The following is a 15,095-nucleotide window of genomic DNA, read 5'->3' on the forward strand; positions in this document are numbered from 1 at the left end:
CAACAGACGTGACGCGTCGCGCCGATGCAGCAGGCGTTCATCAACGGGAATGAAATTAGCGCTGGTGCCAGTCAGACAGAGCTGACGCCGACCCTTCGAATTTAATCGGCCTTACGAGGCATATTTCTCGATATGTCTGCCGCCCTTATTTTACGAAAGTCTTCGTCAGGCCCGCCGTTCGGTCGACGATCAGGACGACGGCAAGCGTCAGCACGATCAGAAGAACGGAAATGGCCGCAACGAGCGGATCAGCCTGGGTCTCGACATGCTGATACATGGCGACCGGGAGTGTTGTGATACGCGGACCGGTGAGAAACAGCGAAATCACGGCCTCATCGAACGAGACGAGAAAGGAAAGCGCCGCCGTTGCGACAACGCCCGGCGCGATCATCGGCATGGTGATGCGGCTAAAGACGGTGAACGGCGATGCCCCGAGCGTCGAGGCGGCCTCTTCGAAGATCAGCGGCAGGCCGGCGAGCGACGTGGTGAGCACACGCAGGGCATAGGGCAGCACGATGATGAGATGCGCGATCACCAGGCCGGTGAACGTGCCGAGCAGACCTGCACCGGCGAAAACGATCAGGATCGCAAGACCGAGAACGATGGTCGGCAGAAGCAGGGGCGCAGTGAAGAAGGCAAGCAATGCGTCAGCACCGATCACCCGCATGCGAACGATGGCGTAGGAGGCGGGCAACGCTATCAGCATCGACAGCACCGTGACGATGACGGCGAGGAGCGTACTGGTGCCCAGCGCGCCAATCATCTTGGAATTGTGCATGAGGTCAATATACCAGCGCAGGCTCCAGCCGGAAGGCGGAAAGGTCATGTAGCTGTCGGCTGAAAAAGAGATCGGCACGACGAGCACCACGGGCGCAAGCAGAAAGAGGAACATGACAAAGGCGACAATTTTCAGCGCCAGCGGAACGGGACGTTCTTCCATCGTCGATCTCCTTTAAAGAACAGCCCGTAGAAGCCGGGAATAGAGCACCAGGGCGGCACCGAAAATCACAAGGATGATCATCGAAAGCGTCGCGGCGAGAGGCCAGTTGAGCGTCACAATGGCCTGATCGTAGATTTCCGTCGCCAGAAGGAAGACGCGCCCGCCGCCGAGCAGCTTGGGGGTGATGAACGAGCTGACGGCGAGAACGAAGGAGAGCAGGCAACCGAGCGCCACGCCGGGCATGGTGAGCGGCACGATAATCCGCCAGAAGACTTTCCAAGGCGATGCGCCGAGCGTTTCGGCAGCCTCCTCGACCCGCGGATCAAGCCTGCCGAAACCGGCAAGCAATGCCAGGATCATGTAGGGCATCAGGATTTCGGTGAGGCCGATGACCACGCCGATCTTGTTAAACAACAGGCGCACGCCGCTTTCAACACCCAGTGCAAAGAGGATGTTGTTGATGAGCCCGTCATCCGCAAGGATCGCGATCCAGCCATAGGTGCGCACCACGGCCGAGGTGAGCAGCGGCGAAATGACCAGCACCAGTAGCAGCGTCTTCCAGCGGCCCTGCGCCCGGTGGAGGTAAAGCGCAATCGGATAGGAGGCGATGAGCGTCAGAACAGTGATCATAAGGCTGGTCAGGATGCTCTGGCCGATCAACTCGATATAAAAACCGTCGGTAAGCGTGGATGACCAGTTTTCAAGTGTGTGGGCCTCCCCGAGACCGCCGCCACCAAGGCTTTCACGGAAGGAAAGCAGCAACAGGTTGAAGACCGGCATCACGAAGGCCAGACCGTTGACTGCGATGATCGGTCCAAGCAGGAGGGTTGCAAGAAATACGATGGACGAGGTGCGGCTGCCGGGAGCCGTGATCATGACTGACGCTGTCATGGATTCGCTCCGAAAACCAGCGTATCTTCCACGCGCCAGACGAGGCTGACCGCGCTGCCCGCCGCCACCGGCGTTTCGCCGCCGGATGTCGCGCGCTCCACGGACAATGTCTGCCCGCCCGCGGCGATCTCGTAGTGCAGGATGTCACCCGCATAATAGACATCGCGCACCTCGCCGGCGATGCGGTTGACCGGCGCGCCATCGAAATCAGGCAAAGCGTCACCGGCAACTGTCATGGCCATGCGATGCGGCCGCACCATCAGGTCGATCTTGCCGGCATGTGAGCCGGGCGCACGCAAAACCGCATCGCCGACCGTGATGCGATCGCCGGCCGCGTTGCCGACCAGCCTGTTGGTGCGGCCAACGAAGGAAGCGACGAAAGCCGTCGCCGGGCGCTCATAGAGATCGTGCGGTGTGCCGAGCTGTTCCAGACGCCCGCCATTGAGCACGGCGACCTTGTCGCACATGCTGAGCGCTTCGACCTGATCATGCGTGACGAAGATGGAGGTGATGCCGAGCTGTTTCTGGATACGGCGGATTTCGGCCCGCATCTCATCGCGCAGCTTGGCGTCGAGATTGGAGAGCGGTTCGTCAAACAGAAGGATGGAGGGCTGGATGACGAGGGCGCGCGCCAGTGCGACCCGCTGCTGCTGGCCGCCGGAAAGCTGGGCGGGACGGCGGTCCTCGCGCCCTTCCAGATGCACCATGGCAATGGCTTCACGCGCGCGGCGCTCGGCCTCTGCAGCAGGCACCTTGCGCATCTCAAGACCGAACATGACGTTCTTGAGAACCGTCATGTGAGGGAAAAGCGCATAGCTCTGGAAAACGAGGCCGATGTCGCGCTTGTAAGGCGCAAGCTGCGTCACGTCCTTGCCGCCAATCAAGATCGAACCTGAGGAGACGGGAGAGAGACCCGCAATCATGCGCAGCGATGTCGACTTGCCGCAGCCGGAAGGACCCAAGAAGGCAACCAGTTCGCCCTTGGGAATCTCGAGGTTGAGATCATCTACGGCGACCATGGTCTCGTAGCGCTTGGTCAGTGAACGAATCGAGAGGAATCCTGGCTGCATGGTGTCTGAAGTTCCCATTCTGGCTTTTTGCCTTTCTCCAGGACATGTCCGGCCGGTTAGGCCTGTCCCTTGATCTATACAGTTGCAGCAGAACTTCGCTGCGCTGTTTCACGGCGTTTCCCGTATCGCAGACATGTCAGAGGCCAAAGGAAATGCATGTCCGTCTTACCCACCCCCTCCGCCGACCAGAGCGTCGACAGAGGGATGCAATGTTTTTGTCCTTCCGCAGCCGCATGGGTGATGCGAAAGATCTGCCATTCTGCATGAGCCTTAGCGGCTGAGCGGGATGACCTTGCGACGCCAGTCCTGCGTGATCTGGTCGCGGACCTTTGAAAGGCCGATCCAGTCAACCGGGATAACCTTGTCCATCGCCTTGATGACCGTGCGCTCGCTGACATCATCGGCAACAGTGGCCTTGGTGTTGGTCGGTGCATAATACATGGCGGCGGTGAAGGCAGCCTGGGCTTCAGGGCTCAGCGCATAATCGACGAATTTGCGCGCGCCCTCCGACGATGGGCCGCCCTTGACGAGATTGAGCGTATTGATCTGGAGGATCGTGCCTTCCTTGGGAAGCGCAACCTTCATCTTGCCCTTGGAGCCATCGGCATTCACCTGGCTGCGGGCATTCCAGCCCACGCCCAGTGAAACCTGGCCGTTGACGACATTCGGATAGACTTCCGGCTTCGGCTCCCAGGTCTGAATGTTTGGCGCGACTTCAGCCATCGCATTGATGCCGGCGTCGATATTCTTGATGAAGTCAGTGCCGCCATTCATGTGGTCCATGATGATGGTCGTGCCGATACCGACAATATCGGGCGCGCTCAACATGGCGACTTTCCCCTTGAGGGCACTGTCCTTCAGAGCGTTCCAGCTGTCCGGAGCAGTCTTGATCGCATCGGTATTATAGATGAGCACAAGATTGTCGAACGTCACCCCAACGCCGGCCACACCTTCGAAACGGGCGTTAGGATAGAGGTCGGCGGCGTTCTTGGTCACGCTTTCATCGATCTTGTCGAACAGACCTTCATCCGTCCCGGTTTTGGCAACGGAGACGTCCATCAGCGCGACGTCGGCCTGCGGCGCAGCCTTCTGGGCGCGCAGCGAACCGAGCATGGCGGCGGAACCCTGCTGCGGGAAATATTCAACCTTGATGTCAGGGTTGGCGGCCATGAAAGGCTCGATGACGGCCTTGGTGTAACGCTCCTGGAAAAGGCCGCTATAGCCGAGGAACGTTACGGTCTGCTGGGCGTGCGCCGGCAGAGCAGCCGCGCTAAGCATGAGAATCCCGCTCAGAAGTATAGATTTCTTCATTGTCCTGTTCTCCTCTATTATTGTTGGGAGTGGCGGACTGGTCCGCCACCCGTAAGGCGGTGTCAGGCGCTCAGCTTGGCCTGAACGAGCTTGTTGGCGCCGGAAATATCCGGCAACTTCTCGCCGTTGCGCAGACGCTCCAGAAGCACGAGTTCAGCTTCCTGCATGCCGATGGCGCGCTCGGCCATGGCACGGGCCTGGCTCGGACGAAGGGCGACAACGCCGCTTTCATCGCAAAGGATCGCATCGCCCGGATTGATCATCTGGCCACCGACGCTGATCGGAACATTGATCGCGCCTTCAAGGCCAAGGATCTTGGTGGTGATCGGCGAAGGGCCGCGGCACCACATGGGCATATCGACCTTGACGAACTCCGAAAAGTCGGTCGCCGGGCCATCGACCACACCAGCCTTGACGCCGGCCATTTTCATCGTGTTGGTGATGACGCCGCCCCAGCAGGCGTGGCGGGTATCACCGCAGCGATCGATGAGCACGATATCGCCCGGGCGCACAATCTGCGTCAGGTAGTGAAGCATGGTCGAATCGGCGTTCGGGATGCGCAGCGTGACGGCGGTGCCGGCCACCCGCTTGCCCGGAAGGACCGCGCGGATTTCCGGATCGACGAAACCGGAATGAAGCACATGGCCGATCGTTGCGACCTCGACCTTTTCAAGAAGCTCGACGATATCGGCGTCGATCTGCTCCGGCATGGGATTGACGATAAACATAAGTCTTTCTCCGATCAGAGCACGTGGTGGTTTGCCACCGGCACGTTGGCGCGCACCTTGGCCGAATAGTCGAAATCGAGGGCAGCGCCGGCGGTCCCGACCGTGTCGGAGCACTGGGCGACGATGTGGCCCCAGGGATCGATGACCATGGAATGCCCCCAGCAGGCCTTTTTGCCACCCGCATGGGTGCCGATCTGGCCGACAGCCAGGAAGTAGGTCTGGGTTTCGACGGCGCGGGCGCGGGCCAGCACTTCCCAATGGTCCTTGCCTGTCATAAGGGTGAAGGCGGCTGGCAGAACGATCACGTCCGCCCCCCTGTCCCGCAGGGCGCGGAACAGTTCCGGGAAGCGGATATCGTAGCAGATGCCGCAACCAACCGTCTTGTCGCCAACCTTATAGGTCACAACGTCTTCACCGCGGGCGACGGAGTCGGACTCACGGTAGCTGATGCCGTTCGGCGTATCGACGTCGAACAGGTGCATCTTGCGATAACGGGCAATCTGCTTACCGTCAGGACCAAAAACGAGCGTCGAATTGTAGAAACGGTTGCCTTCCTTCTCGACGATGGAACCGGCATGCAGCGTGATCGCGTGCTTTTTGGCGAGGCCCGAAAGCAGCGTATAGATTTCGCCATCGGGAAATTCTTCCCCGCTTTCATGCATCTCCTGAGGATTATCGCCAAGAAATGCAAAGTATTCCGGAAGAACAACAAGGTCAGGATTATCTGCCTTGACTGCCTTTTCGATAAGATCGGCAGCAACCTTAAGATTTTCTGCCTTGTCGTTCTGGGTATTCATTTGAACAAGTGAGACTTTCACGTTGCTCTCCTCTCATGTTGCGAGGAGAATTAAGAACGGGAACGGTTTTCATGACAAACGGAAAAACTCTATCGGAACCCATAAGGTAAGCTTATAGATTAATCATTTCGTGTTGCAGCGCAAAATTTAGGCGGGAACGGTCATCCATTGTGTTGTGGTTTCACTGACGATTTCCGTCGCCATGTCGGCAATGGCCCGGGCGAGCGCGTTGTCGCCACGTTCCTGATAAACAGTGTGGAATGTCAGAGGCGGTACCGAAGGCGCGATATCGAGGATACGTGCTTCGCCGGACTTGATGATGCCGTCCACCAGCACGCGGGGCAAAGCGCCAACACCGACGGCCGCTGCCACGAGGCGGGTCATGATCGACAGGGAATTGGAATTATAAATACGGCTGTCAGACAGTCCGTGGGCATCGAGCAGCGCACGCAATGCCTGATGCGGCTGGGAGCCGGTCGAGAAGGTAAGTAATGGAAAATGCGCGATATCTTCGAGCGTGACACCTGTTTCCGGCAATGGCAGATCAACCGCGCCAACCCAACAGGACTCGAACGTGCAGAGCGGCGAATTATAGATGTTCGCAGCCATGACCGGTCCCATGATGAAACCGACATCCACTTCACCGTTCTGAATGCGCTGGGATAATTTCAGGCTGGTATCGATGGTCAGATCGAGGCTGACACCGGGATATTGTTCGTTCATCCGACGAATAAGAAGCGGCAACCAGGCATAGACAATAGTATCCGCGGCGCCGATACGCACGGTGCCTCTCAGCGCCTCGCGACTGCTCACGATCTGTCGGAATTCCCCGGTCAGGTTGACGATCTTTTCGGCATGCTGCAGCGCCAGACGACCGGCCGGCGTCAGGTTGACGCAGCGCACATCGCGGGTGAACAACACGACGCCAAGCTCTCTTTCCAGAGCGGCAATCCGGTTGGACACCGACGCCTGAGTGGTGTGCAGACGTTCCGCCGCTGCCGAAAAGCTGTTCAACCGTGCAGCCCAGAGGAAGGTTTCGAGAAATCGCGTATTCATGAGGTAAAATCTTCTCGCATGGCTCCGCGATCCAGCAATGCATTGCCGGCTTCGTCTTGCCCTTGGCCCTTGTGGTTCGAGTGCCAGTATGTCCGATGCAGACGCCCATAAGCAAGGGATCGGCGTCGAGTCACTAGGCACGGTGCGCGACACACTCATCGAGCCGCCGATCCCGGTGGCTTTCGCGAGCATTCAGACCGGGTCGGCTCAATGATTTCTCCGCTCTTTTCCGCCTCCCGAAACGTCAGACGTAAGCCGCCCTGAGCAGCTTCATGACTGAAGCTTTATCAGGCCCGATGGCTCCAACGGAACGGATGTGGATTAAACAGCTTCCTGCAGTGTTCTCTTGGGTATGACTACGCGCGTACAAAGGAGCTTGCGCCGTGAAATCCCCCTATTCCGCCACCTTCTTGCTTGTGACATTGGCTTGCACGCCCGTGTCTGCCAATCCGTTCTCGTCCGCCGCCGGACATTATCGAATTGATTCCGCGTCTCACATCGGGTTTTCAATTGCGCAAGTTGCCGGCCCGGGAATCAAGGGCACCATTCCCGACATATCCGGTCGCTTCGACATCGACCCGGACCAACCTTCCAGGTCCTTCGTGGAAATCAAACTGAACCCTTCCAGCGTCCAGACGGGGCAGGCACGCGTGGAAAATTTCCTGCGATCCAGTGCGGTTTTTAATATCGCCGCCTATCCGCAAATCATGTTCCGCTCCAGCCGCATTACCCAGGACGGACCGCGCAGCGCGGTGATCGAAGGTGTCCTGACGGCGAGAGGTGTATCCAGGCCCGAAACGTTTCATGCAACATTCGTTGAACAGCAAAAGGGATCCGTCACCTTCCACGTCACCGGAAATGTCCCCCGGATGCCCTATGGCATGGGTGTCGGCGTACCGCTCTATTCGAATACCGTCACGTTCGACATAGATTTGAAGGGCGTCAGATAAAACGAAAAGCCAAAAAAAACGTGGCGTGGGATTAAGCGCAGCTGGCTGGTGTTCTGTTTAATATCGGACATGTTGTCCGATCCGTTCCTCTCAAAGGACTGACTTATGCGTGTACATCATCTCGTCGATGGATCGTCGGCCGGCTATGATGATTGCGCGAAGAAATGGCTGCCACGCGCCGCCTCTAAAACCCACGCGGCGGATGATGACGACAAACCGATCGCCCGCAAGAATAGGACGATGCAGTGGTTATATGGCGGAAAGCCGCCGTATCGCTGGGAGAGGAACGAGAAGCCCGGCAACGTCACAGATGATGGCGTCGGCAATATCTGGCACATTATCAAGGAATAGCACCCATGCCGGATTTTCTGGACGAGATTACAGGTTGCATACCAGCGCTTCGACGCTACGCGAATGCGCTCACGCACGACCGCGACACAGCTGACGATCTGGTTCAGGACTGCCTGGAAAGGGCCATCCGTAAAAAGGCATTGTGGCGACCGCAGGGTCCGTTGCGCCCCTGGTTGTACCGGGTGCTTATCAACATCTACCGCAACAATCTGCGCGGTCGAAATCGGCGGCCGTCGCAAATCCCGATTGATGACGTTGCGGAACAGCTGTTCGTGCCGGCGGCGCAGACAAGCCGGATAGCACTTACCGAAATGGCCCGCGCTATTGACAAACTCTCCGGCGAACAGCGGGAGGCGCTCCTCCTCGTCGTCGTCGAAGGTCTAAGTTACGCGGAAGCGGCAAAGATTCTTGAAATTCCGTTGGGCACTTTGATGTCCCGTTTGGGGCGAGCCCGAACAGCCTTGACCCGAATGACCCAGGAAGACCAGCCAAACCTCAAGGTGATAAAATGACTGGCAGCCAGCCGCAGATAACAGAAGCCGATCTTATCTCTTATGTCGACGGGCAGCTTGAGGACCAGCGGCGTGACGCCGTTCGTACCCATCTCGCCGCCAATCCCGCTGACGCACGCAAGGTTGAGCTATGGCAGCAGCAAAATGCCACGTTGACGGCTCTCTATCCTCCTCTTGATACAGGCGTTCTACCCGAACGCCTTGATGTTTATGGCATGGAGCGGCGATTGCGCTCAGAGCGCGCCGATTGGCGCAATATGGCCGCGGCATCCATCCTTGTTCTGGCTGTTGGACTGACAGGCGGCTGGTTCGGGCGCGGGCTTGTATCACAGGTCGCGGAGCCTGCCCGTTCCATCGTGGCGGATGCAGCGCAGGCACATCAATTGTTCGCGAGCGACGTTCTCCATCCCGTGGAGGTTCGCGCCGATGGCGAGGACGCTGCCAATCTGCCGAAATGGCTGTCGAAACGGCTCGATCGCAAACTGAATATCCCGGACCTTACGCGCCATGGTCTGTCCCTTGTCGGCGGCCGGTTGCTACCGAGTTCCGAAGGCGCCGCAGCCCAGCTTATGTACGAAGACAAAAGTGGACAGCGCGTCACTCTTTATATCGTGGCTGCGGCCAACTCGAGCGACACCGCCATGCGGCGCTCCAATGTCGGCTCGCTGGAAACCGTATCCTGGGACGACGAGACGATCCGCTGCGCCCTGGTTGGCAACCTGCCATCCGACCGCATGGATGCCATTGCCAAAGACACCTATCAACAGCTGAGTTAGCCGATGACACATTTCGAGGATCATCGCGATAGCGCACCGACGGATAAACCACTGTGGCGCAATTCGCCTACGTCCTTCGGGCTGGTGGCGATCGCCTTCCATTGGACGATCGCGATCCTATTCTTCGCGCAGCTTGCGCTGGGATATCTGATGAGCCGCGACAACATCGACCCGGCGCTTCAGTTTGATCTTTTTCAGTACCATAAGTCGATTGGATTTCTGGTGCTGGCCCTGGCCGTGCCGCGTTTCATTTGGTCAGTTTTCAGCAGAAAGCCACGGCCACCTGATAGCGACGGTCCAGTTTCCCGGTTGGGCGCCCGGGCCGCTCACGCTGCATTGCTGTTCCTCACCTTGGCTGTTCCCCTCGCCGGCTGGGCGGTCGCGTCGACATCTCCTCTGCAAATCCCCAGCTATGTATTCGATCTCATCGTCGTGCCGGGGTTGCCCATGGCAATCTCCGACCAATCCGAAGCCTTCTGGACTGATGTTCACGCTACTCTGGCGTATCTCGCAGCAGGAATTGTACTTCTTCATGTGGCAGCGGCGCTATGGCACCATTTCATCCGAAAAGATCCGACCCTTCTGCGCATGGTCTCTTATCCCGCAGGCTCGAATAAAAAGAACAGGGCAGCATGATTTCTGCACAAACGCAAAAGCCCTCCGCGAAGGGAGGGCTTTTTTGTTGAATTTCTTGGTAAATTTTGGTTGCGGGGCAGGATTTCATCTTAACTTGCGATCGTCGCAACCGTCTCACGCCCTTCTAAAATCACTTCCTACCAGCAACCATAGCGGACTATTTCGTACAGTTGCGTGACTGCGAAGTGCTAGCGCTCGGTGGTCGTTGGATCTGCGACCTGTTGGACCAGTCGGGCGTCGAGCGTTTCGAACTTGTTAGCGACATCAAGCTCGTAGACGCCCGGACCGATGTCGGAAGCAACCCTCCCGTCCGAGCTCTGCGGAAGGCGGCCATAGATAGAGGCAAAGGCCGCGAACCTATCGTGGCCGGCTCCCACCCGCGTGGCCAGATTGGTTATATCGATCACGCGGAGGTTTGAATTCCGCACCTCGACGAGAGCTTGGGGGTCATCGATATTGGCTGCGCCGGCACGGAATTGCCCGCCGGCGATAAACCTGGATATCGACAGCGCCTGATCGTCACCCTCTCCGCTCCTCATCACACGGATCAGCTTGCTTCCGACACCCTGATCGTAGACTGATTTCCGGTCACGCAACCCTAAGTAATAATTGAAAGATTTTGCCGGCTTCGACGAAGAAGTGACTTCAGATCATCGCGGAACGCCGTTTTCAACCTTTCTACTGAGGTCATCGGTAGCGCGTGCGAAGTGCAGCAATCCCGAGCATATAACCCTCTTCTAACGTTCGATCGGGGGTCACTGTAGTCTCGCCGCGCGCGAAACTGTGTCCTGCAACGAGGAACGCGAGCGAGAGGATCGACGATTTGCAAAGCCTCGTTGAGATCGCGAATGCCGGTGCCAAATAATACTATTCTCACTTAGCTGGATAAGGCTCGATGTCCGCCGACCAATAGTGTTTAGCAATATTCTGGCTGTTGCGGATAACGTGGTAGGCGATATGCGGGTCGCCTCCTTGAAGAGTGTTCGGGTCAGCACCACACATCAAACAATACATTTGCTGATGAACGACGCTTGCAAAATATTGCAGAACCGGCGTGGCGTCCTCCTGGCCGATTGCTCGCAGGTCATGGGCAGCCTGTTCGATTGCCTTTTCCAAAACCTCCGAAACGGCAGCAGCCAACATCCTGTCCGCACGGCTGATGACGACAGCGATTTGGCGCTCAGCCGGGGTAAAATCAGATCCAGTATCTTTCATTGTTCACCTCACATATTGTCAGTGTACGTCACATGCTCTGCCACAGCGCTTACTCTGGCGGGGTGCTGAGAATCGACGGATAGCTTTTGCCGTCTGCGTGAACTCGCGGTCGTTGATGTGCCGAGCGAGTGCCTGTTGCTGCTGTTCACTCTCATCCTTGGAAACAGCCTCCTGACGTTCCCTTTCCTTCCGAAGTGCTCCCTCGTCGCTCGCCTTCCGGGCGACGACCCGAGAGGGCTCCCAACTTGCCGAGCAACCTTTCACCACGGTTGATATCGTTGGCGTCATAGGTTCGGTAGTCCTGCTATTTGCAATACTCCGTCCCCAAACGCGGAACGCGTACCGCCCGGTTGCTTGCAATGGGAAACACCACGCCTTACGAGGCCGATGCCCGGAGCACGGTATCCCGCTTGAAGTCATCAAAGAAGAAAACTGATTCTTCCGCCTCTCTCGATATGGTGACCGCATCCTCCATCTCATCGAGACCGAGGAGCTTCGGGTCGTGCCGGCTCACCGGCGAAACGAGATACTTGCCTTGCTGCGGTGGGGACTCGAGGACATCAGTGTGTCGCGCAGTGCCGAACGGGCACGCGGCTGGGGAGTACCCGTGCCCGGCAGCGATGAGGTCGTCTATGTCTGGTTCGATGCCTTGGCGAACTACCTAACGGGGCTCGGCTACGGCTCCGACGAAACCCTGTTCGGGCGATATTGGGCGCAGCAAGGCGAGCGCATTCACTTCGTCGGAAAGGGGATATCCAGGTTCCACGCGATCTGCTGGCCGGCGATACTCCTTTCCGCTGGCCTACCGCTGCCATCGTCGATCTACCTTCATGGCTACCTGACCGCCAACGGGCGGAAGATCGGGAAATCGGCCGGCAACGGCATCGATCCCGATGGTCTCGTTCAAAACTATCAGACTCCGGACGCACTTCGGTATTACCTGCTCCGCCATATCCGTTCGGCCGATGATGGGGATTTCTCCGAAGAACGGCTCGAGGCCGCGTGGTCGGGAGAACTCGGCGGGCAGCTTGGAAATCTCCTCAATCGGGTTCTCACATTGCTGTCTCTCCACTCGTTGTCAGCGGAGTGAAGACCTCCTCTGGAGGGATTCTCTTGCCGCGGCAGACGGTAGTCATGATTCCGCGCTGGTGTTTCCGGCAGGTCTCCACACCAAACGGGACCACTATGCAATATCTTTGCTGCAGCGGTTTTGTCGTCTTCGCTTCAGTCGGCTCTGACGGCTTCAGTACAGGGAATGTCACTACCCTGCGCCGATCGTTAAAATACCTTGTCGGCAGCCGACTTCCCCTCACTAACAGAGGGCGTTCCAAATCGTTCGATAAGCATCTCGGTGAGGGTTCGCACTTTTCGAGAAGGGTACTGCCCAGGCGGCCTCACCACGAAGATGCCGGCCGGCGGAATCGGATGACGCGTCATGATCGGCACCAGCGCACACGAGCGAATATGATCCGCGACCAACGGCTCTGGCAAGTACGCGACCCCGACTCCGTCCAGAGCGGCCGCTACGAGAGACATTGCGTTATCAGCTATGAAGCGTCCCTGGGGCCGCACCGTGACGATTTCGTCGCCATCCATGAATTGCCACTTCTCCGCGTCCCGCATTACGACCTGATGCTTCACAATCTCATCCGGTGTCTCGGGGGCACCGTGAGCCTCGATATAGGCAGGACTTGCAACCAGCTTGCCAAAGATCGGTCCGATACGTCTTGCGACGAGGTTCGAGTCCGACAGATGCCCTAGCCGGATTGCGCAATCAAAACCCTCCCCCACAAGATCCACGAAGCGATCAGTATAGGAAGAAAGGATTTGTAGCTGTGGGTGTTGGCTGGCCATCCGGGAGAGGACGGGAGCAAAACAGGTCGGACCAAATGACAATGGGGCGGCTACGCGCATTCGGCCTCGAAGCTTGCCGGCGGGCAGGATCGTTTCCCGTACCAGATCCAATTCAGCTGAGGTTCTGGCTGCGTAATCGCGGAATGTGGCCCCTGCTTCCGTGAGCGCTATGCCACGGGTCGTCCTTGCAAATAGCTGTGCGCCGAGTTGTTCTTCTAGCCTGGTGATCCGCCGGCTGACCATCGACTTGGAGATGCCCAGTCGCAGCGCTGCAGATGATATTCCGCCTGCATCAGCAACTTCGACGAATATTCTCAGATCCTCAATTTCCACAAAGCGTTCCTTATTTTGCGACACGGCTTCACACGACCGGGGGCTACCAAGGCGAAGAAGCAAATGACAACGTCGGCGACGGTGTCTTTCCCGGGAGGGCATCTTCGCAACGTACCGCACCAACCGCGAATATAGGATTTATTCCATATTCTTTCGTAGCCGCTTCAACTCATTTCTCCGTCCATCGCACGCCGTGCCAGCGACGGAGGGCGGCGACCACTCATGAAAATAATACAGGATGTGTCCATGCTTCGGTCCGTATCCAGGGCGCGATTACCGTTTCTCTCTCTTGCTGCCCTCGCCTTTACTCAATGGGACTACCGCTCCGCCTTGGCAGATGATTCTGACCTGAAGCAGGAGAGGCCCTCGATAAAAGCCGACAGGTCGCGAGAGGACTGGTCGCTTCTCGTAGATCCGAAACTGCGGACTGAACCGCTCGACAGTCTCAAATACATTCCGTTGTTTCATTCCAATCCTGACAGCTACATCTCGCTCGGGCTCAATCTGCGCGAAATCTTCGAAGTCAGTGATGCGCCGGCTTTGGGAACCGTGCGTGCGAATCCCGGAGACTCCTATTGGCTGCAGCGCGCGCAGTTCCATATTGATGTTCACCTGAATGAAAACTGGCAATTGTTCACACAGTTCGAGGATGTACGTGCGTTCAACAAAACGGTAGTCGGTCCCAACGACGCAAACCGATTTGACCTTCGGCAAGCATTCATCGGCTATACGCAAGAGACCGACAGCGGAACGTTCAGGGCAAGGGTTGGCCGTCAAGACTTTGCGTTCGACCTGGAGCGGTTCGTTTCGACGCGCGATGGGCCGAATGTCCGTCAGTCGTTCGATGCTGTCTGGGCGGGGTGGGAGACGGATGCGTGGCGCTTCTATGGTCTTGTCAGCCGACCTGTCCAGTATCGCGATGACCGCCCTTTCGATGATCGATCGAGTGGCGATGCGATGTTTAGCGGAGCTCGTGTGGAATGGCAGCTGTCGCCGGATATCGAGGCCTCCGCATATTATGCGCTTTATCAGCGCAAGGACGCCACCTTTCTCAGCGCGTCAGGTGAGGAGGACAGGCATATCCTCAATATCCGGACGGCCGGCAAATATGCCGGTTTCGACTGGGACGCGGAAGCTATGGGCCAGGTCGGCAAGGTCGGCTCGGCCGACATTCTGGCCTGGGCCGTGGGGGCGAGGACCGGATATACGTTCGAGGATATCACCTGGTCGCCGCGGATCGGTCTGCAGTTCGACGTGGCGTCGGGTGACGGTGATGCGGGCGACGGCACGCTCGGCACTTTCAATCCGCTGTTTCCGAACGGCTTTTATTTCTCGCTCGGCGGTCATACCGGATACGCCAACCTCATCCACTTGAAGCCCTCACTCACCGTCCAGCCCCTGGAGGATCTGACCGTAATGGCTGGGGCCGGACTGCTCTGGCGACAGACGACACAGGACGCCGTCTATACCCTGCCAAGCGTCCCCGTGGCTGGCACGGCGGGTCAGGGGCCGGCGTGGACCGGAGCCTATTTGCAGGTCAGGGCGGACTACCGCTTTACTCCCGCTCTCACGGGGTCGCTGGAGGCCGTCCATTATCAGGTCGGGTCGGCACTTCGCGACGCCGGAGGCAGCGACAGCAACTATGTTCGAGCGGAATTGAAATACTCATGGTAGC

16 protein-coding genes and 1 pseudogene are annotated in these 15,095 nt (G+C 58.0%); 7 read left to right on the forward strand and 10 right to left on the reverse strand.

Annotation, left to right across the window (positions count from 1 at the left end; translation table 11 throughout):
• Positions 1–145 precede the first annotated feature (145 nt).
• From AKG12_RS07005 to AKG12_RS07035, 7 genes are all read right to left on the reverse strand, one after another.
• On the reverse strand, positions 146–940 hold the full coding sequence (locus AKG12_RS07005; RefSeq protein WP_052818291.1) for an ABC transporter permease: 795 nt from the start codon (positions 938–940) through the stop codon (positions 146–148).
• A gap of 12 nt (positions 941–952) precedes the next feature.
• Positions 953–1,831, reverse strand: a complete 879-nt coding sequence (locus tag AKG12_RS07010) for an ABC transporter permease (RefSeq protein ID WP_052818292.1) — start codon at positions 1,829–1,831, stop codon at positions 953–955.
• Positions 1,828–2,901 (reverse strand): ABC transporter ATP-binding protein, encoded by a 1,074-nt coding sequence (locus tag AKG12_RS07015; RefSeq protein WP_046801594.1) that lies wholly within the window; start codon positions 2,899–2,901, stop codon positions 1,828–1,830. The genes AKG12_RS07010 and AKG12_RS07015 overlap by 4 nt, the downstream gene beginning before the upstream one ends.
• Positions 2,902–3,171: 270 nt before the next feature.
• Positions 3,172–4,212: an ABC transporter substrate-binding protein gene (locus AKG12_RS07020; RefSeq protein ID WP_052818293.1), complete on the reverse strand. Its 1,041-nt coding sequence runs from the start codon at positions 4,210–4,212 to the stop codon at positions 3,172–3,174.
• 62 nt (positions 4,213–4,274) lie between these two features.
• A complete protein-coding gene (locus AKG12_RS07025) occupies positions 4,275–4,940 on the reverse strand; it encodes an RraA family protein (protein ID WP_052818294.1) in 666 nt (221 codons plus the stop codon).
• 14 nt (positions 4,941–4,954) lie between these two features.
• Positions 4,955–5,737 carry a carbon-nitrogen hydrolase family protein gene (locus AKG12_RS07030; protein WP_052818295.1) on the reverse strand — a complete coding sequence of 261 codons (783 nt, stop codon included), beginning with the start codon at positions 5,735–5,737 and terminating at the stop codon, positions 4,955–4,957.
• Between the two features lie 147 nt (positions 5,738–5,884).
• Positions 5,885–6,793 carry a LysR family transcriptional regulator gene (locus AKG12_RS07035; protein WP_052818296.1) on the reverse strand — a complete coding sequence of 303 codons (909 nt, stop codon included), beginning with the start codon at positions 6,791–6,793 and terminating at the stop codon, positions 5,885–5,887.
• Between the two features lie 383 nt (positions 6,794–7,176).
• On the opposite strand from AKG12_RS07035, the gene AKG12_RS07040 reads away from it, so the two are divergent.
• From AKG12_RS07040 to AKG12_RS07060, 5 genes are all read left to right on the forward strand, one after another.
• Positions 7,177–7,743, forward strand: coding sequence for a YceI family protein (locus AKG12_RS07040; protein WP_052818297.1), 567 nt, complete (start codon positions 7,177–7,179; stop codon positions 7,741–7,743).
• Positions 7,744–7,848: 105 nt separating this feature from the next.
• The gene (locus AKG12_RS07045) at positions 7,849–8,094 is read left to right on the forward strand and encodes a COG4315 family predicted lipoprotein (protein ID WP_052818298.1); all 246 of its coding nucleotides are present in this window, start codon (positions 7,849–7,851) and stop codon (positions 8,092–8,094) included.
• Between the two features lie 5 nt (positions 8,095–8,099).
• Positions 8,100–8,606 carry a sigma-70 family RNA polymerase sigma factor gene (locus tag AKG12_RS07050; protein ID WP_052818299.1) on the forward strand — a complete coding sequence of 169 codons (507 nt, stop codon included), beginning with the start codon at positions 8,100–8,102 and terminating at the stop codon, positions 8,604–8,606.
• Positions 8,603–9,382: an anti-sigma factor family protein gene (locus AKG12_RS07055; protein WP_052818300.1), complete on the forward strand. Its 780-nt coding sequence runs from the start codon at positions 8,603–8,605 to the stop codon at positions 9,380–9,382. The genes AKG12_RS07050 and AKG12_RS07055 overlap by 4 nt, the downstream gene beginning before the upstream one ends.
• A gap of 3 nt (positions 9,383–9,385) precedes the next feature.
• Positions 9,386–10,018 (forward strand): cytochrome b, encoded by a 633-nt coding sequence (locus tag AKG12_RS07060; RefSeq protein ID WP_052818301.1) that lies wholly within the window; start codon positions 9,386–9,388, stop codon positions 10,016–10,018.
• Between the two features lie 188 nt (positions 10,019–10,206).
• Here AKG12_RS07060 and AKG12_RS07065 read toward each other — a convergent pair whose 3' ends face one another.
• Together AKG12_RS07065 and AKG12_RS07070 are read right to left on the reverse strand one after the other, a co-directional pair.
• Entirely contained in the window at positions 10,207–10,557 is a 351-nt protein-coding gene (locus AKG12_RS07065; protein ID WP_156316032.1) for an alpha/beta hydrolase, read from the reverse strand.
• A 334-nt stretch (positions 10,558–10,891) separates the two neighbouring features.
• Positions 10,892–11,233, reverse strand: a complete 342-nt coding sequence (locus AKG12_RS07070; RefSeq protein WP_046802158.1) for a hypothetical protein — start codon at positions 11,231–11,233, stop codon at positions 10,892–10,894.
• A 376-nt stretch (positions 11,234–11,609) separates the two neighbouring features.
• Here AKG12_RS07070 and AKG12_RS07075 point away from each other — a divergent pair.
• Positions 11,610–12,299 (forward strand): annotated as a pseudogene (locus AKG12_RS07075) (class I tRNA ligase family protein); the annotation flags it as partial.
• 212 nt (positions 12,300–12,511) lie between these two features.
• On the opposite strand, the gene AKG12_RS07080 reads toward AKG12_RS07075, so the two are convergent.
• Positions 12,512–13,420, reverse strand: coding sequence for a LysR family transcriptional regulator (locus tag AKG12_RS07080; RefSeq protein ID WP_052818303.1), 909 nt, complete (start codon positions 13,418–13,420; stop codon positions 12,512–12,514).
• 246 nt (positions 13,421–13,666) lie between these two features.
• On the opposite strand from AKG12_RS07080, the gene AKG12_RS07085 reads away from it, so the two are divergent.
• Positions 13,667–15,094, forward strand: a complete 1,428-nt coding sequence (locus AKG12_RS07085) for an alginate export family protein (protein ID WP_285277726.1) — start codon at positions 13,667–13,669, stop codon at positions 15,092–15,094.
• Position 15,095 lies beyond the last annotated feature (1 nt).

This window comes from Agrobacterium sp. SUL3 (assembly GCF_001263295.1).
GTDB lineage: Bacteria > Pseudomonadota > Alphaproteobacteria > Rhizobiales > Rhizobiaceae > Agrobacterium > Agrobacterium tomkonis.